We start from the raw sequence: 18,200 nt of genomic DNA on the forward strand, positions 1-18,200 counted from the left end.
TTTAGCACTCAGTGATGTTGACCGGGAGGCCAAGCTGTACAGCGAGGCCTCCCATTGACGTCTCTTTGTACTTGCTCATCATGTCGTGGCCTGTCGCTGCCATCGTTTCTACTACATCATCGAGCGTGACTTTATTGGTTCCATCACCAAGCTTGGCTAGGCGGGCCGCGTTGATTGATTTCACCGCTCCGATGGCATTTCGTTCTATGCAAGGAATCTGCACAAGGCCAGCCACTGGATCACATGTGAGTCCGAGGTTGTGCTCGAGGCCAATCTCAGCAGCGTTCTCTATCTGCTGCGGAGTGCCGCCCAGAATTGCGCACATACCGGCTGCGGCCATGGACGATGCGGACCCTACCTCGCCCTGACACCCGACTTCGGCACCGGAAATGGAGGCGTTCGTCTTAATGATGGCGCCGATCGCTCCAGCGGTCAGCAGGAACTGATGCGCAGCATCCCGGTCGAAGTCGTCGGTAAAATCCCGGCAGTAGTGCATGACAGCCGGGATAATCCCCGCCGCACCATTCGTCGGGGCGGTCACGATGCGCCCGTGCGCGGCGTTTTCCTCATTGACAGCGAGAGCGTACAAGTTGACCCATTCCATCGCGTCAAGGCCGCGAGATGCGGAGGCCTCGTATTCGGCCGTCAATAAGCGATGTAGCCGAGGAGCGCGGCGACGAACTGATAGTCCACCTGGAAGCTCACCTTCCGTTTTTAGGCCGTGGGCGACGCACTCTTGCATGGTGTCCCAGACCGCGTCGAGGTGAGCATCCAGGACGTCCTTGCCGTGTATCGCTTCTTCGTTCGCACGCATGAGTTCTGCGATAGATAGCTGATGAGTTTCGCATTGGCGCATAAGGGACGCACCATCGGAAAAAGGGTAGGGGACGTTAACCGCATCGCGTACGGTGGCGACGCCCGCCTGGTCGCGGTTTGCTTCCATCTGCGTGCGGTCGAGGATAAAACCACCGCCAACGGAGTAGTACTCTTTACGGGAAGCGATGCGCACGCCCTCGGCGTTCCACGCATCGAAAATCAGGCAGTTTGGGTGCTTAGCGACGGGCACCGGGTTCATCGCGACTTCATAGTCGAGTTCACGCTCTGGACCTTGGATGTGCCCTCGTTCTGGAATGAGCTCACCAGGAAGCGGCCGGGTGTCCGCAGAAGTAGTAAGTGGGGTATAACCGACAAGTCCCAGTAGCACAGCTCTGTCGGTTCCGTGGCCCACACCGGTTGCCGCCAAGGAGCCTCGCAGCTCAACCTTGACTGCGGCGGGCGCTTCACTCAAATCCTCGATAAATGCAAGCGCGGCACGCATAGGGCCCACCGTATGAGAGGACGATGGGCCGATTCCGATGCTGAACAAATCAACGGCGCTGACTGCATTGTGTGACATGCGCGCGATGTTACATCACCAGAAAGATTTAGCTGTTGTAGACGCCACGGTTGAGAGTGTCGCAGGCGGACATTTTGCCGGTCCTGTACCCGGACATAAACGCGGTCTTTCGCTGCTCAGAAGAACCATGTGTCCAGGTATCGGGGTTGACGTCACCGCCCGAGCGGCGTTGGATGTTGTCATCTCCGATAGCCTGTGCGGTCTCAATTGCAGCCAGGACGTCGTCTTCAGTAAGCGGCTCAAGCAATGCGTTGTCACCCTTGTCCGCGTAATGCGCCCAGATACCCGCGTAGCAGTCGGCCTGCATTTCGATAGCTACGGCAGCAGAATGCTCACCAGGATCGTTGTAGTTGCTGAGACCGAGGGTGCCCTCAATCTGCTGTACGTGGTGTCCAAACTCGTGAGCCGTCACATACATTTGCGTGAACGGTGCGTCGTTCCCGCCGAGTGCATTGAGCTGCTCAAAAAACGTGGTGTCAAAGTACGCTGTTTGGTCGGCGGGGCAATAGAAAGGACCGGTAGCTGAGGAAGCATAGCCGCAGCCAGTCTGCGTCGCGTCCCGGAACAAGGTGAGGCCTGGTTCGGTGTAGTCAAGGCCAGCTTGCTCTGGCAAAAGGGTTTTCCAAACACCGTTGACGGATACGCCGGCTGCCTCGACCCGGCAGTCGTCGTATTTGTTAGCAGCGTTGTCCTCGTTGCAATGCTCCAAGGAGTAGCTCGAATCCGGCTCTGTGCCGGATGGAGATTGCTCGATGAGATCAGCCGGATTTCCGCCCAGTGCAATAAAGAGAACTATGAGTACAAGTCCACCAATACCACCGCCTGCGGCGATTGGGACGCCACGCCGCCCACCTGAACCAGTCTTTGCGTAGCCACTTCCGCGCTGATAGTTGCTGTTAAACGTCATGGGACAAGCATGCCATAGACGCAGGCGTTTATGGGGAATTGGTACGGTCTTCGGACCCGTCCCTTCGCATGCGAGACAAAGGGGGTACACTTTCAACAGTTAATGTTGTACCTCACGTGGAAGGACGTGGAACAGACTGTGCTGCGCACTCATCTCGCGGGCGAGCTCCGCAAAGACCTTGAAGGACAAACCGTCACGCTGGCAGGTTGGGTAGGCCGTAGGCGCGACCACGGTGGCGTTATTTTTATCGACTTGCGTGACCGCTCTGGCTACGCGCAGGTGGTTTTTAGGGATTCGGAAGTCGCTGAAGCTGCGCACGATTTGCGTAGCGAGTACTGCATTCAGGTAACTGGTGTTGTTGAACCACGCCCAGAGGGCTCGGCTAACCCGAACCTGGCGTCGGGTGAGATCGAGGTCAACGTTTCTGAGCTGAAGGTGCTCAACAAGGCTGCTGCGCTGCCGTTCCAGATTGAGGACGCCTCCTCGAACGAGGTAGGCGAAGAGACTCGCTTGAAGTACCGCTACCTTGACCTTCGTCGTGAGCGACAGGCCGCAGCACTTCGCCTCCGCGCAGCGGCGAATCGCGCAGCACGTAAAGTGTTGGATGCGAATGATTTCACGGAAATTGAAACGCCAACGTTGACCCGTTCTACCCCTGAAGGTGCGCGTGATTTCCTGGTGCCGGCGCGTTTGCGCCCTGGTACCTGGTATGCATTGCCGCAGTCGCCACAGCTGTTCAAACAGCTTTTGATGGTCAGCGGCATGGAACGCTACTACCAGATCGCGCGCTGCTACCGCGACGAAGACTTCCGTGCGGACCGCCAGCCGGAGTTCACACAGCTCGATATCGAGGCCAGCTTTATCGACCAGGACGACATCATCGCTCTCGCGGAGCAGATCGTTGTTGAGTTGTGGAAGCTGATCGGCTACGAGGTCTCTACTCCGATCCCGCGCATGACATACAAAGACGCGATGGAGAAGTACGGCTCGGACAAGCCTGACCTTCGTTTCGATATTCAGCTGGTGGACTGCACTGAGTTTTTCAAGGACACGACCTTCCGCGTCTTCCAGAACGACTACGTCGGTGCCGTTGTCATGGATGGTGGCGCTTCGCAGCCCCGCCGTCAGCTTGATGCCTGGCAGGAATGGGCAAAGCAGCGCGGCGCGAAGGGCCTGGCGTACATCTTGGTGCAGGAGGACGGCGAGCTCGGTGGTCCTGTTGCGAAGAACATCACCGAGGAAGAGAAGGCCGGCATTGCAGCACACGTTGGTGCGAAGCCTGGTGACTGCATCTTCTTTGCAGCAGGTGACGCGAAGAGTGCACGTGCACTGCTCGGCGCAGCGCGAGGGGAAATCGCTCGCAAGCTTGGCCTGATTAAGGAAGGCGATTGGGCGTTTACTTGGGTGGTTGATGCTCCTATGTTCGAGCCGTCCGCTGACGCGACAGCCTCCGGAGACGTTGCGCTTGGCCACTCGAAGTGGACCGCTGTGCACCACGCGTTTACCTCGCCGAAGCCAGAATTCAAGGCAGACTTCGAGAAGAACCCAGGCGAAGCTCTGGCATACGCATACGACATTGTCTGCAACGGCAACGAAATCGGTGGCGGATCCATCCGTATTCACGAGCGAGACGTCCAGCAGCGTGTCTTCGAAGTCATGGGCATCACCGAGGAAGAAGCCAAGGAGAAGTTTGGCTTCCTGCTTGAGGCATTTGCTTACGGTGCGCCACCGCACGGCGGCATCGCATTCGGCTGGGACCGCATTGTGTCCTTGCTTGGCGGGTTTGACTCCATTCGTGACGTCATTGCCTTCCCGAAGTCCGGCGGCGGCGTAGACCCACTGACGGATGCGCCTGCGCCTATTCCAGACGAGCAGCGTAAAGAGACTGGCGTTGATTTTAAGCCGAAGAAGTAGCGTCGACATTGCGCACGGATGAGCCGGCGCAATGAAACAAACGCGTGCCGGAGCGTCGGCAACCGTGTAGGTTGTTGGGGCTCCGGCTTTTCTCACAGGTGGTCGGCCTGCCGGGACTGAGCGGTAGTTTTTGAGGAGAGTAAACATGTCGCAGGGTGATCTATTCGGTAACTCCTTACCGACTAGTGGCCAGCAGACTGCCAATGATGGTGGCGCACAACGTGGCTCAGACTTTTTTGCAGCAGGTCACGGTGCACCCCTCGCTGCCCGAATGCGCCCTCAGAGTTTGGATGAAGTTGCTGGGCAGCAACACCTTCTTTCCGAGGGCAAACCTCTACGCCGACTTGTAGAAGGATCGGGTGCAGCCTCAGTGATACTTTACGGTCCACCTGGTACTGGTAAAACAACCATCGCTTCGTTGATCGCTAAAACAATGGGGCAAAACTTCGTTGGTCTTTCTGCACTGTCTTCAGGGGTGAAGGAGATCCGCGCGGTCATCGATACAGCGCGTAGAGATTTGATCTCGGGTGAGAGCACGGTCCTGTTTATTGACGAGGTTCATCGGTTTTCTAAGACTCAGCAGGATGCGCTGTTAGCGGCCGTCGAGAATCGCACGGTGTTGCTTGTAGCGGCTACGACAGAGAATCCGTCGTTTAGCGTGGTAGCCCCGCTGCTTTCACGCTCGTTGCTTCTGAAACTTGAATCCTTGTCGGCTGAAGACCTCGGCGTGGTGATTGATCGAGCGATACAAGACGAACGTGGGCTCGCGGGTTCCGTGAAGCTTGCCGACGACGCGCGAGCGCAACTCATAGCCTTGGCGGGTGGAGATGCACGCCGCAGTTTGACGTACCTGGAGGCAGCTGCAGCCTCAGTCGAACCGGGGGAGACGATCACCCTCGATGTCGTGAGGGAAAGCGTGAACCGTGCGGTGGTGCGCTACGACCGGGACGGCGACCAGCACTACGACGTAGTTTCCGCATTCATCAAGTCGATTCGAGGCTCAGATGTCGACGCAGCGTTGCATTATTTAGCACGGATGATTGAAGCTGGTGAGGATCCTCGCTTTATAGCGCGCAGGCTGGTCATTCATGCTTCGGAGGACATTGGTATGGCCGATCCATCAGCGTTGCAAACTGCAGTTGCCGCAGCGCAGGCGGTACAGCTGATCGGGATGCCTGAGGGTCGACTGACACTTGCACAAGCGACGATTCATTTGGCTACCGCGCCAAAATCGCCAGCAGTGATTCAGGCGATTACGCGCGCCCAGGAGGACGTGCGCGCGGGAAAGATCGGCCCGGTTCCAGCGCATTTACGGGACGGGCATTATGAGGGCGCGAAAGCGATGGGCAATGCAGTCGGTTATGTCTACCCGCATGATGACCCGAAGGGGGTAGTACAACAACAGTACATTCCCGACGGCTTAGAGGATGCGGTCTACTACACACCAACGGACCACGGTGACGAGCGAAGAATTTCCGGGTTCTTGGGTAGGCTGCGTAGGTTAGTACGTGGTTGAGGGGTAGAGTAGTTCGAGATTGATTCGAACTTGAAAGGAAACTACTCCGTGCAAACCCATGAGATTCGTGAGCGCTTTACGCAGCACTTCGTTCGTGCAGGACATACACCAGTTCCGAGCGCATCGCTTATCTTGGACGATCCGACACTGCTGTTCGTGAATGCGGGCATGGTTCCGTTCAAGCCGTATTTTCTTGGCCAACAGAACCCTCCCTTTGAACATGGGAAAGCGACTTCGATTCAAAAGTGCGTGAGAACGCTTGATATTGAAGAAGTAGGTATCACGACTCGCCACAATACGTTTTTCCAGATGGCCGGCAACTTCTCCTTCGGCCAGTATTTCAAGGAAGGCGCGATTACTCACGCATGGGAGCTGCTGACGGGCAGCGTAGAGGATGGCGGTTACGGCCTCGACCCAGAGCGGCTGTGGGTGACGGTGTATCTGGATGACGACGAGGCTGCTTCGATTTGGGAAAACAAGATCGGGGTAGATCTGTCGCATATCCAGCGAATGGGCATGGAGGACAACTTCTGGTCCATGGGTATTCCTGGGCCATGTGGTCCGTGCTCGGAGATCTACTATGACCGTGGCCCTGAATACGGTAAAGAGGGCGGGCCAATCGCTGACGATAACCGCTACATGGAGATCTGGAACTTGGTCTTCATGGAGTCGATTCGCGGTGAGGGCGACAAGAAGGGCAACTTTGAGCTCGTCGGAGAGTTGCCAAAGAAGAACATCGATACCGGGCTAGGCATCGAACGCGTTGCCTGCCTGCTGCAGGGCGTCGACAATGTGTATGAAACAGATCTGCTCCGCCCCGTTATTGACGCGGCAGTTGAGCTTACCGGCACTAAGTACGACGCAGGAGTGCACGAAGATGATGTAAGGTTCCGCGTGATTGCGGACCACTCGCGTACAGGCATGATGATCATTCTCGACGGTGTTACGCCGTCGAACGAGGGGCGCGGTTACATTCTGCGCCGCTTGCTGCGCCGAATTGTTCGCTCTGCACGTCTTCTAGGCGCAACTGGGAACGTGCTTGAGGTCTTCATGAACACCATTATGGATACAATGACGCCGTCGTTCCCGGAGATCGCGAAGAACCGGGAACGTATCCTGCGGGTTGCTTTGGCTGAAGAACGTGCCTTCTTGAAGACCCTCGAATCCGGTACACACCGATTCGACGAAACAGTCGAGCAACTGCGTGCATCCGGAGCGAAGACTCTGCCTGGCCAGCAGGCATTCGAACTCCACGACACGTACGGTTTCCCAATTGACTTGACGTTGGAGATGGCGCATGAGGCCGGACTTGACGTCGATATGGACGCATTTAACTCCGCCATGCAGGAGCAGCGAGCTCGGGCGAAGGCTGACAATAAAGCGAAGAAGCACCGTAACGTTGATGAATCGCTCTATCGGGAGTGGGTGGACAACCACCCGACCGAGTTTGTGGGCTATTCAGAACTTGAGCATGATGCCCGAGTCCTCGGTCTCGTCCGCGACGGTGACAAGGTGAACGAGGCTGCGGAAGGCGATGAGGTCGAGGTTATTCTCGACGTCACTCCGATGTACGCCGAAGCCGGTGGCCAGATGGCCGACCGCGGTCTGATTCGCGTTGGCGATACGATGTTGCAAGTTCACGACGTGCAGAAGATCGGCAAGAAACTGTGGGTGCACAAGGCAACCGTGGAACATGGCGGCATTGGCCTCGGCGATCAGGTACAAGCTGAAGTTGATGAGAAGTGGCGTCATGGGGCGCGACAGGCGCATACCGCTACCCACCTCATTCACGCTGCGCTACGTCAGGTGCTCGGCCCAACCGCTGTCCAGGCTGGTTCGATGAACAAGCCTGGCTACCTGCGTTTCGACTTCAACTACACCGAACAGCTGACTGATGCTCAGCTCCAGGAGATTGCAACCATTACGAACCAGGCGGTGGACGCAGACTTCGCGGTTAACACCATCGAAACTTCGCTATCAAAGGCGAAGGAAATGGGCGCGATGGCGCTATTCGGCGAGAACTACGGTGACCAGGTGCGGGTGGTAGAGATCGGCGGGCCGTTCTCTATTGAGCTGTGCGGTGGTACACACGTTGAGCACTCGTCACAGATTGGACCTGTTGCTGTGCTCGGCGAGTCTTCTGTTGGCTCTGGCGCACGCCGTATCGAGGCGTACTCCGGCATGGACTCCTTCCAGTACTTTTCGAAAGAAGCTGCACTGGCCTCGGGGCTCGCTGCCGAGCTCAAGACTCCAACAGGCCAGCTGCCGGAGCGCATTGCGCAGCTCACAGAGCGGCTCCGAGCTGCTGAAAAAGAGATTGAGAATTTGCACCGTCAGCAGTTGCTGTCGAAGACTGGCGAGTTCTTGGACCGCGCAGAGACCATTGGTGCGTACAAGGTGATTGCTGCGAAGCTGCCCGACGGTATCGAAGCTGGCGATGTTCGCACCTTGGCGAACGACCTTCGCGGAAAGCTGGAAGGTGAGGCCGCGGTCATTGCGCTGGCCTCTGATAACGGCGGCAAGGTGCCGTTCGTGTTTGCGGCTACCAGTGCGGCGGTAGAGAGCGGGATCAAGGCTGGCGAACTTGTGAAGTCCTTCGGTGAATACGTCAACGGGCGCGGTGGCGGCAAGCCGAACCTTGCTCAGGGCTCCGGCTCTTCCGCTGATGGTATCGATGCCGGCTTCAAGGCAATCCGCGACGTACTTGGTGCCTAAGCCCCGTAAGCACGGATCAATAGTGCGACACGCCGTATTTGGATATCCGTTGTCCCAAAAAACCAGTAGGTTTTAAGGGAAGGCACAGAGTAAACGGTTGGAGTGATGGTATGACGGTGCAGCCCGATCGCCCCGGGGTTCAAGATCCCGGGCCGGGACGTCGCCTCGGAATTGACGTCGGTACAGTTCGTATCGGTGTCGCATCGTCAGACCGTGATGCAAAGCTAGCGACTCCACTTGAGACTGTTGCCCGTGTTACAGGATTTAAAGATCGCGACGGAGCAGATATCGATAGAATCATCGACATCATCGACGAGTACAAGATCGTTGAAGTTGTTGTTGGTCTGCCACGCGATTTAAAAGGTCACGGCTCACGTAGCGTCAAACACGCGAAAGAGATCGCGTTCCGGATTAGGCGACGATCTGGGCTTCCCGTAAGAATGGCTGATGAACGTCTAACAACTGTTGCTGCAGCTCACGCCTTGCGTGCGAGCGGCGTGAACGAGCGCGCTGGTCGTAGTGTGATTGATCAAGCTGCGGCGGTTGAGATTTTGCAATCCTGGCTGGACGGCCGAACGAATTACTTCAAGGAGAATCAATCGTGACGACCCCAACAACCTCGAAACGACGTACACGGGGCACGGCGGTGCTCGTAACGTCGATCTTGCTGATCATTGGATTGATTGCCTGGATCGCGGTGATGCGTAACGGCACGAACGCCGATTTTAACGGTACCGGTAATGGTGAGGAACAAGTCGTCGAGATCCCCGAGGGCTCGAACATTTCGTCGCTGGGTCCTGAGCTTGAAGAACGTGGCATTGTTGCTTCGAACGGAGCGTTCCAGACTGCAGCTGCGAATAATGCGGACTCGGACAACATTCAGCCTGGATTTTACCGCTTGGAAGGTGAGATGAGTGCGGACAGTGCCGTGGCTGCGCTGCTCGACCCATCCAAGCGCGTGACGCCACTACAGGTTTATGGGGGTGCAACGCTCATGGATGTCAACGTCGTTGGTGGGCAACGGCGTCTTGGTATCTTGTCCATGATTCAGCAAGTTTCTTGTGGTGAAGAAGTCAAACCTGGTTGCGTTACTGTTGAAGAGCTGCACCACGTTGCGGCCGATGCGGATCCGGCGAGCCTCGGCATTCCAGAGTGGGCACTCGAGGTAGTGAACGCTCGAGCGGGAGACGCGAAACGTCTTGAAGGACTTATTGCTCCGGGTGAGTACATCGTGGATCCAGGGGCGTCTGCCGAGGCCGTGCTCACTGATTTGATTACGCGATCTGCAAAGCAGTATGAAGCGACAGACATAGTCACGAGGGCAAAGTCAGTTGGATTGACTCCGTACGAACTCGTCGTAGCTGCATCTCTGGTTGAGCGTGAGGCTCCTGCCGGAGAGTTCGATAAGGTGGCTCGAGTTATCCTGAACCGTCTCAAAGAGCCTATGCGTCTCGAGTTTGACTCGACCGTCAACTATGGGTTGCCCTCTGTTGAGGTTGCGACGTCACGTGAGGACCGTGAGCGGGTCACTCCTTGGAACACGTACGCGATGGATGGACTACCGCAAACGCCGATTGCATCACCATCGATGGAAGCAATTGAGGCGATGGAGCGGCCTGCAGAAGGTGATTGGCTGTTCTTTGTGACCATCGATAAGGATGGCACGACAGTCTTTAACCGCACTTTTGATAAGCATTTGGAGGATACGCAGCGCGCGTATGACTCTGGCATTCTCGATTCTCAGCGCGAAGGAAATCGGGAGCAGTAATGTACCAAGCAGCCGTCCTCGGTTCCCCGATTAAGCATTCACTCTCACCGGTCTTGCACCACGCTGGGTATAAGGCTCTGGGGCTCGATGATTGGCGTTACACAAGGATTGAGTGCGTCGAAGCAGACCTTCCCAGGGTCGTGCTTGAGGCGGACGAGAGTTTCCAAGGGTTTTCAGTTACGATGCCCGGCAAGTTTGCTGCGTTAAAGGTCGCGGATCGGGCAACCGATCGGGCAATTGCGATCGGGTCCGCGAACACCCTGGTCCGCACACACCAGGGGTGGCGGGCGGATAACACTGACTGCGAAGGAGTGCTGTACGCGCTTCGCCGTTTGCTTGGCGGAGCAGATATCCAACGAGCGGTCGTGATCGGCGCCGGCGGTACTTCTCGGGCTGTGATTTGGGCCCTTCGCGAACGAGGGGTTGAGGAAATTACTGTTATCAATCGTTCAGATAGGAGCGGCGAGCTTCGAGGATTGACGGAAGGCATTAGGTGCAACTTCGTATCTTTTGACAGTGATCTTTTCAAAGTTACGGCTGCTGCTGACGTGGTTGTTTCGACTGTCCCCGCAGATACGCTGCGGCCCTATGTTCAGCAGCTGGCTCACGCCCCGTTGCTCGACGTCATATATGATCCGTGGCCGACTCCGCTGGTATCCCAATCTGCCGCGAACGGTTACAAAGCAGTCGGGGGGCTGACGATGCTAGCGGGGCAGGCGTTCTCACAGTTCGAACAGTTCACGGGACGCAATGCGCCGCGTGAAGAAATGGAAACGGCGCTCGTGGAGCATTGGACCGCGTTAGAGCAGCAAAGTCACTAGAAGATGGCGGGGGGAGCTGTTTGGGGCGCGGTCGCTCTGGGGTTGGCCTGGTCGATACTGACATGCTGGTACGACCTGAAATACACGCGGTTGCCTAATTGGCTCACGTTGCCACTGTGCGTTGTAGCTGTCATTGCCGTCGCGTTCGAGCCCTTCTTATCTGTGGGTATGCTTTGGCCTGCTACCTATTTGCTGTTTGGACAGGGCATTGGTGGCGGTGACATCAAACTCGCGCTTCCACTGGGCGTTGCTTCAGCAGCGGCTGGGGGATTCATCGGTGTTATGGTGGCGTTGTTTATAAGCAGCTTCTGCACGGTATGTTTCGCGTTACTCGTGAGGTCTCGCCGTGTTCCACATGGCCCGTCGATGGTGTTGGCGAGTTGGGCAGTAATTGGAATCTATGCCGGAAACTGCATCTTCTCATGAGAAGTGTGACAGAATAGCCATCATGTTTCGCTGGACCACTGCCGGAGAATCCCACGGCCAAGCCCTGATAGCACTTGTTGAGGATATGCCTGCTGGCGTGCCAATTACTGAGCAGGAGATCGCACATCAGCTCGCTCGTCGCCGTCTCGGGTATGGACGCGGCGCGCGGATGAAGTTTGAGCAAGACAAGCTGGAGCTGCTCGCTGGAGTTGTGCACGGCACCACGATTGGTAGTCCGATCGCGATTCAGATCGGCAATACCGAGTGGCCAAAGTGGACGACGATTATGTCTCCGCATCCGTTGGATACTTCGAATGAAGATGTGCAGAAGGCCATGTCGTCTGGGCGTGGTGCAAAGTTGACTCGTCCGCGACCAGGGCATGCGGATCTTCCAGGCATGATCAAATACGGATTCGATTCGGCACGACCTGTGCTTGAGCGTTCGTCAGCACGTGAAACGGCTGCGCGAGTCGCCGCAGGAGCGGTTGCACGTGCACTTTTGCGTGAGGCCCTGGGCGTTGAGGTGTTTTCGCACGTGGTTTCAATTGGGGACTCAGTGCCTGATCGTGACGTGTTGCCTTCGTTTGCTGACATTGATGCTATCGACGCCTCTCCGGTACGTGCCGCGAGCAAGGAAGCAGAAGCCTCGATGGTTGCGTGTATCGAATCCGCAAAGAAAGCAGGGGACACCTTGGGTGGAGTCGTCGAGGTAATTGTCGACGGCCTCCCTATCGGCCTGGGCTCCCACATCTCTGGGGAAGCACGCCTCGACGCTCAGCTTGCGGGCGCCTTGATGAGCATTCAATCCGTGAAGGGCGTCGAAATCGGAGATGGTTTTGAGACTGCTACGCGCAGAGGGTCGCAAGCGCACGACGAGATTACGTTGAAACATGGCCGGGTTCAGCGGCTGTCTAACCGAGCCGGTGGCCTTGAGGGTGGTATGACCAACGGTGAGCAGCTTCGTGTGCGAGCTGCCTTCAAGCCGATTTCTACGGTGCCTCGCGCGCTGCAATCTATCGATATGGCTACCGGCGCGGAGGCCACGGGTATTCATCAGCGATCCGATATCTGTGCTGTCCCAGCGGGAGGCGTGGTCGCAGAGGCGATGGTGGCACTTGTGCTTGCGGAAGCGACATTGAAAAAGTTCGGTGGGGACAGTCTCGACGAGTTGAGGCGTAACATTGCGTCGTATCAGCAATACGTTGCGCAGCGCTTCCGTTTTGATGGGGAGTAGTCCGCAAAGAAAGGATGACTGTGAACGCAGATACAGGTTCCCGACCAGCCGTAGATGAGGTTCTAGGGTCGTGCGAGTCCGGTATTCCAAAAGTCGTGCTTGTTGGCCCTCCAGGCGCTGGGAAGACGACGATTGGGCGTCGATTAGGGAGGGCATTGAACCTTCAGTTCGTGGATTCTGATTCGATAATCGAACAAGCTGAGTGTAAACCGTGCGGTGAAGTCTATGCATCGTTGGGGGAGGATGCGTTTCGTGATCTTGAGCATGAGGTTGTGAAGCAGGTATTAGGGTGCAAGGGCGTTGTGAGCCTAGGCGGTGGCGCTGTGGTTCGGCCTGAGACGAGAGCCCTGTTAGAAAACCACCTTGTCGTGTGGGTTGACGTCGGGGTGAAAGAGGGCACTCGACGGACTGCAGGAGACGGGACTCGTCCAGTGCTGGCAGCAGAAGACCCTGAAGCGCGTTACCAGGCGTTGCTTACTGAACGTGAGCCTTTCTACCGCGAGGTTGCTGACTACCGCGTCCGCACTGACGATCGTCCGCCACAGCGCATCGTTGCTGAAGTGTTAGGCGTCATCGATAGCGAATAGAACGATTCCTAGAGAGAAGAGAGGCAAGTCATGGCAGTAGTGGATGTTTGTGGGCCCCAGCCGTATCAGGTCTTCATCGACCACGACACAACTATGAAGGTCGGTATTCGCGTGCAGGAGCTTGGGGCGAGGAAGGCCCTGATCGTGCATCAGCCTCCGCTAGCTGCCGTTGCACGAAGTATCGCGCAAGACTTAGAAAACAATAACATTGAACCCCACCTGGCGGCCGTCCCTGATGCGGAGGACGGCAAGAGCATTGCGGTTGCAAGTGAACTTTGGGATGTTCTTGGGCGTGCCGGTTTCTCGAGGCAGGACGCCGTGGTCACTGTGGGCGGCGGTGCAGCAACTGATATGGGTGGATTTATCGCTGCTACTTGGATGCGTGGCATTGACGTCGTGCATGTCCCAACTACATTGCTAGCAATGGTGGACGCCGCAGTAGGCGGGAAGACTGGGATGAACACAGCGGAAGGTAAGAACCTGGTCGGTGCATTTCATGAGCCGAAGGGCGTCTTCATCGACTTGGAACGCGTGTACACCCTTCCAGAAGAAGAGATCGTGTCTGGCTCCGCGGAGTTGATCAAGACGGGTTTTATCGCTGACCCAAAGATTTTGGATCTATTCCAGGAGGGTGCCTCTCGTCACTGGCCTGAGCTCATCGAGCGCTCTGTCGCTGTCAAAGCAGGCGTTGTCTCCGAGGACCTCAAAGAGTCGGGACTCCGTGAAATTTTGAACTATGGGCACACGCTTGGTCATGCAATCGAGCGTCGTGAGCAGTACCGTTGGCGGCACGGAAATGCTGTTGCTGTGGGAATGATGTTCGTTGCGTACCTTGCGCTGCAGCGAGGACTTATCGACGAATCGGTTGTTTCGCTACACCGTACGATCCTTGAAGCGGCTGGGTTGCCAACGCGCTACGAGCATGGCGTGTTCGATGAGCTCTATGAGGGAATGACCCGCGATAAGAAGAATAAGAACGGGCACATTCGGTTCGTGGTACTCGATGGTATCGGTTCTTGTACACGAATCGAAGACGCCACCAAAGAAGAGATGCGTGCTGCTTACGAAGCCATGATGGGGGACTAGTGCGATGATGATCCTTGTTCTCAACGGACCAAACTTGGATAGACTCGGCAAGCGGCAGCCCGAAATCTATGGCTCCGAAACCTTGGAGACACTCACACAGCGGCTGCAGAGCAAGGCTACAACGGCAGGCGTGGATGTTGAGGTTCGTCAGTCCAACCACGAGGGCGACTTGATCGATTGGGTGCACGAGGCGGCCGACAGTAAATGGCCTGTCATCATTAATCCGGGCGGTTTTACGCATACATCAGTGGCGCTGCGCGATGCTGTTGTTGAGTTGGGAGACGGTCCGGGGTTTGTGGAGGTGCACATTTCGAATATTTTCTCGCGTGAGGCCTTCCGACATCATTCGTATTTGTCGCCGTTAGCGCGTGGCGTAATTGCCGGTCTTGGTCTGGAAGGTTACGAGCTTGCAATGCAAGTATTTATCAACGACTTGAAGGAGTCCCAATGGGTTTAGCAGATACTCGATTTGAAAACCGGCGCCGTAAGCTGGCGTCTCTTTTAGCTGGTCACCGGATCGACGACATGTTAGTAACCCATTTGACGCATGTCCGTTACTTGTCTGGATTCTCTGGTTCCAATGGTGCGCTATTGATCTCCAAAGACCGCTCAGCTCGTATCACAACAGACGGGCGATACGCGACGCAGGTCGCAGAAGAAGTTCCTGATATCGAGGCAATTATCACTCGAAAAGTCGCCACCGAACTGCTGAGCGTAGTTGTGGAGGGCCACCGCGTTGGGTACGAAGCAGACTATGTCAGTGCATCGCAGCTTGAGGCTCTGAAGCAGGCTTGTCCTGAAGGCGTGACCTTGGTGCCTGTCGCGCAACAAATCGAGGGAATTCGGTTAGTGAAAGATGAACTGGAGCTTCAACGCTTGGCTGAGGCCGCGGAGCTGGCATCGACAGCGCTTCGCGAACTAGTTGACGCCGGTGAGCTCGCAGCAGGACAGTCAGAGCGCCAAGTCGCTGCCAACTTGGAATACCGGATGCGATTGCTTGGCGCTGATCGCCCGAGCTTTGACACGATTGTCGCGTCGGGTTTGAATTCGGCTAAGCCACACCATGGTGCCTCTGACCGCGTGATCGAAGACGGTGACTTTGTCACGATTGATTTCGGAATGTACCGTGCAGGATTCAACTCCGACATGACAAGAACGTTTGCGGTGGGGGAACCTTCTGCGTTTCTCCGCGAAATCTACGAGGTTACTCGTGAATCCCAGCAAGCAGGTGTCGAGGCGGCTGTTGCAGGTGCGAAGTTAGTCGACGTAGACAAAGCATGTAGAAGCATCATTGAAGACGCGGGCTACGGCGAATACTTCGTGCACTCGACGGGTCACGGTATCGGGTTGGATGTGCACGAGGGACCATACGCGGCGCTGACTGGCACTGGAGAGCTAGAACCATCGATGACCTTGACCATCGAACCGGGTATTTACGTTCCTGGGAAGGGAGGTGTCCGAATTGAGGACACCCTGATTATCACCAGCGGTGCACCACGTATTATCACCCAGTTCCCCAAGGAACTCATCGTGCTGTAGCATAATTGTGATTGCGAGAGCACATCTATTGTTAGAAAGAAGGAAGGCTTCAAGTGGCAACTACTGCTGATTTTAAAAACGGTTTGGTTCTGTTGGTAGATGGGAAACTCCAGCAGATTGTTGAGTTCCAGCATGTGAAGCCCGGTAAAGGCCCAGCTTTCGTTCGTACTAAGTTGAAGGATGTTGTCTCCGGCAAAACCGTGGACAAGACCTGGAACGCTGGCGTTAAGGTTGACACGGCAACGGTTGACCGCCGTGACATGACCTACCTGTACAACGACGGAACCAACTACGTGGTCATGGACGACAAGACCTTTGAGCAGTTCGAGCTTCCAGAAGAGAAGTTCGGTGATGCCGCAAAGTTCCTGCTGGAAAACATGCATGTCCAGGTCTCGTTCTACGAGGGCGACGCACTGTTTGCAGAACTACCGATCTCGGTCGATCTCAAGGTCGAGCACACCGAGCCGGGTCTGCAGGGCGATCGCTCCACCGGTGGCACCAAGCCTGCAACCCTGGAGACCGGCGCCGAAATTCAGGTCCCACTGTTTCTTGAGACCGGTAATGTAGTGAAGGTTGATACGCGTACTGGTGAATACCTTTCGCGTGTGAACAACTAATGGAGAATTTCAAACGCCATGGCGCACGATACCGTGCGCGTCGTAGAGCCGTCGATATCCTCTTTGAAGCCGAAGCTAGAGACATCGACCCGGTTGCTATTGTCGAAGACCGAGAGACGCTGTCTCAGAACCCGCTGAATCAAATTGCCCCGGTGGCTCCGTATACCCGGACCATCGTGGAGGGCGTGGCCCTTCAGCTCGATGATATTGACGACGCAATCGAGAAGTTTCTCAGCAGCGATTGGGAGTTGGATCGAATCCCCGCAGTGGATCGGCAGATCTTGCGCGTAGGTATCTGGGAGATCCTGTTCAACGCAGAGGTTGATGCCCCAATCACGATCTCGAATGCGGCTGAATTAGCTACGCAGTACTCAGGCGCGAAAGCGGCGCCGTATATCCACGCGGTGCTCGACGGAGTAATTCAATCGCAATCTGAAAATGCTCCAATGTCTCAGACTCACGCAGAAGAACCTGCTGACGGTCAGGAGGGCGAGGAAGCTTAACGAGTTTTCCGCTGTAAAAAAGTGGGAGGCAACGAATCAACGCGTTGCCTCCCACTTTTTAGTTTCCGCGTTGAGCGGCTTCAGCGATCGTTTCTGATAGCACTTTCATCATATTTTGTGCATAGAGCACCTGGTCGACACTACGGCGGAGAGCACTCGAAAGTTGTTCATCGGTCATGCCCGCGGCAACGTGTATCTCGCTTTCAGAACGGACAACTAGTGTCTCCCCTCTGTTTGCCACAACCGCGCGGCAACCGAGCAGCGAAGAGTTCGTCTGGTTCGCGGCGAGATAGAGTGAGGGATCTGTGGAGTCGGAAGGAACGTCTGTTTCGGCATCGGCGCGGACGATCAACACGGTGTCCAGGAGTACAAACAAGACATGGAAATCATTCAGGTTTGCATGCGCGACGCGCCCTGTCGGATCATCGGACAGTTCGATGCCGTGACCCCGCATTTGTTCAATGATGCGTTCGATCGTTACCTGGGGTGTAGAAGTACTAGTGCTCAACGTGGGGGTCCTTCCAGTTCACTAACGTGGGAAATGACGTTTCCAGAAAATCAAAAGCCTGCAGTGTTGATTCGATCGATGTGACGATAAATGCGCCCAATTGATCTGGTGTTAACCCGTTTGTGACGTCTGTCGTACGGATTGCGCTCACCGCCAGCGATGGTGCATCGCTTCCTGTTTCGTTTTCGAAGAAACGCAAGGTTGGCGCAAAGTGGGTTTGGTTATGTTCGTTCATTGCCAAGAGCAAGTGTGAAGCCATTTCTTGTGGCACAGCACCGCGCCAAATGGATTCGAAAATCAGATAACTATCATCCAAAGCGCACACAGTCGCGCAGTTGACGAATCCGCTTCGCAAAATATTTTCTTCAATGCGGTACTCAAGGTCCTCATTTTCAAAAATGGCTGCAACATCTGCAAGCGAAACCGGACTGGGCTGGTCAGGGATTTGTTGCGTCGTCATTGTTCCAACCCTACCAATCATTCGTCGGCCAACTACCTATGCGGAATCCTGAGAAAACTTGGCGGGTACACCTGTATAGGGGAAGCGAGCAATCTAGTGAAGAGAATTATTGACCGATATAGCGAGACGCCTTTGTGAAGGTGCTAAGATTCTGACCAGTCTCAGCATAGACAAATACCAATTTCGACATCCTTTAAATTCCG

Annotated in this window: 18 protein-coding genes; 14 read left to right on the forward strand and 4 right to left on the reverse strand. The window is 55.8% G+C overall.

From position 1 onward, the window contains the following. Position 1: 1 nt before the first annotated feature. Both BJP06_RS01540 and BJP06_RS01545 read right to left on the reverse strand, forming a co-directional pair. Positions 2–1,396, reverse strand: coding sequence for an L-serine ammonia-lyase (locus tag BJP06_RS01540; protein ID WP_071572583.1), 1,395 nt, complete (start codon positions 1,394–1,396; stop codon positions 2–4). A gap of 28 nt (positions 1,397–1,424) precedes the next feature. Then, entirely contained in the window at positions 1,425–2,327 is a 903-nt protein-coding gene (locus BJP06_RS01545; protein ID WP_255365768.1) for a neutral zinc metallopeptidase, read from the reverse strand. A gap of 114 nt (positions 2,328–2,441) precedes the next feature. On the opposite strand from BJP06_RS01545, the gene aspS reads away from it, so the two are divergent. The 14 genes from aspS to nusB all read left to right on the forward strand — a co-directional run bounded on the left by aspS (position 2,442) and on the right by nusB (position 17,029). Then, positions 2,442–4,217: an aspartate--tRNA ligase gene (aspS, locus tag BJP06_RS01550; protein WP_070477189.1), complete on the forward strand. Its 1,776-nt coding sequence runs from the start codon at positions 2,442–2,444 to the stop codon at positions 4,215–4,217. A gap of 145 nt (positions 4,218–4,362) precedes the next feature. Then, positions 4,363–5,733: a replication-associated recombination protein A gene (locus BJP06_RS01555; protein ID WP_070976822.1), complete on the forward strand. Its 1,371-nt coding sequence runs from the start codon at positions 4,363–4,365 to the stop codon at positions 5,731–5,733. 48 nt (positions 5,734–5,781) lie between these two features. Further along, positions 5,782–8,448, forward strand: coding sequence for an alanine--tRNA ligase (gene alaS / locus BJP06_RS01560; protein ID WP_071572584.1), 2,667 nt, complete (start codon positions 5,782–5,784; stop codon positions 8,446–8,448). A gap of 110 nt (positions 8,449–8,558) precedes the next feature. After that, on the forward strand, positions 8,559–9,053 hold the full coding sequence (gene ruvX, locus BJP06_RS01565; RefSeq protein ID WP_070362388.1) for a Holliday junction resolvase RuvX: 495 nt from the start codon (positions 8,559–8,561) through the stop codon (positions 9,051–9,053). Then, positions 9,050–10,216, forward strand: coding sequence for an endolytic transglycosylase MltG (gene mltG, locus BJP06_RS01570; RefSeq protein WP_071572585.1), 1,167 nt, complete (start codon positions 9,050–9,052; stop codon positions 10,214–10,216). Before ruvX ends, mltG begins: the two co-directional genes overlap by 4 nt. Then, complete coding sequence (locus tag BJP06_RS01575; protein ID WP_070362390.1) at positions 10,216–11,037, forward strand: shikimate dehydrogenase; 822 nt, start codon at positions 10,216–10,218, stop codon at positions 11,035–11,037. Before mltG ends, BJP06_RS01575 begins: the two co-directional genes overlap by 1 nt. 3 nt (positions 11,038–11,040) lie before the next feature. Beyond that, a complete protein-coding gene (locus tag BJP06_RS01580) occupies positions 11,041–11,463 on the forward strand; it encodes an A24 family peptidase (RefSeq protein ID WP_083433151.1) in 423 nt (140 codons plus the stop codon). Positions 11,464–11,485: 22 nt separating this feature from the next. Then, on the forward strand, positions 11,486–12,697 hold the full coding sequence (gene aroC, locus BJP06_RS01585; RefSeq protein ID WP_070362391.1) for a chorismate synthase: 1,212 nt from the start codon (positions 11,486–11,488) through the stop codon (positions 12,695–12,697). Between the two features lie 83 nt (positions 12,698–12,780). Next, complete coding sequence (locus BJP06_RS01590) at positions 12,781–13,284, forward strand: shikimate kinase (RefSeq protein WP_070363510.1); 504 nt, start codon at positions 12,781–12,783, stop codon at positions 13,282–13,284. 30 nt (positions 13,285–13,314) lie between these two features. Next, a complete protein-coding gene (aroB, locus tag BJP06_RS01595) occupies positions 13,315–14,370 on the forward strand; it encodes a 3-dehydroquinate synthase (protein WP_071572586.1) in 1,056 nt (351 codons plus the stop codon). A gap of 4 nt (positions 14,371–14,374) precedes the next feature. Then, positions 14,375–14,827, forward strand: a complete 453-nt coding sequence (aroQ, locus tag BJP06_RS01600; protein ID WP_071572587.1) for a type II 3-dehydroquinate dehydratase — start codon at positions 14,375–14,377, stop codon at positions 14,825–14,827. Further along, positions 14,818–15,909, forward strand: coding sequence for an aminopeptidase P family protein (locus BJP06_RS01605; RefSeq protein ID WP_071572588.1), 1,092 nt, complete (start codon positions 14,818–14,820; stop codon positions 15,907–15,909). Before aroQ ends, BJP06_RS01605 begins: the two co-directional genes overlap by 10 nt. A gap of 53 nt (positions 15,910–15,962) precedes the next feature. Then, a complete protein-coding gene (gene efp, locus BJP06_RS01610) occupies positions 15,963–16,526 on the forward strand; it encodes an elongation factor P (RefSeq protein ID WP_070362395.1) in 564 nt (187 codons plus the stop codon). Then, a complete protein-coding gene (gene nusB, locus BJP06_RS01615) occupies positions 16,526–17,029 on the forward strand; it encodes a transcription antitermination factor NusB (protein WP_070362396.1) in 504 nt (167 codons plus the stop codon). The genes efp and nusB overlap by 1 nt, the downstream gene beginning before the upstream one ends. A 58-nt stretch (positions 17,030–17,087) precedes the next feature. On the opposite strand, the gene BJP06_RS01620 is transcribed toward nusB, so the two are convergent. Together BJP06_RS01620 and BJP06_RS01625 are read right to left on the reverse strand one after the other, a co-directional pair. Next, entirely contained in the window at positions 17,088–17,537 is a 450-nt protein-coding gene (locus tag BJP06_RS01620; RefSeq protein WP_070362397.1) for a YbjN domain-containing protein, read from the reverse strand. Beyond that, entirely contained in the window at positions 17,527–17,997 is a 471-nt protein-coding gene (locus BJP06_RS01625) for a hypothetical protein (protein WP_070362398.1), read from the reverse strand. Before BJP06_RS01625 ends, BJP06_RS01620 begins: the two co-directional genes overlap by 11 nt. Positions 17,998–18,200 lie beyond the last annotated feature (203 nt).

It is taken from the genome of Corynebacterium sp. NML120713, from assembly GCF_001875735.1.
GTDB classification, from domain to species: Bacteria; Actinomycetota; Actinomycetes; order Mycobacteriales; family Mycobacteriaceae; genus Corynebacterium; species Corynebacterium pseudogenitalium.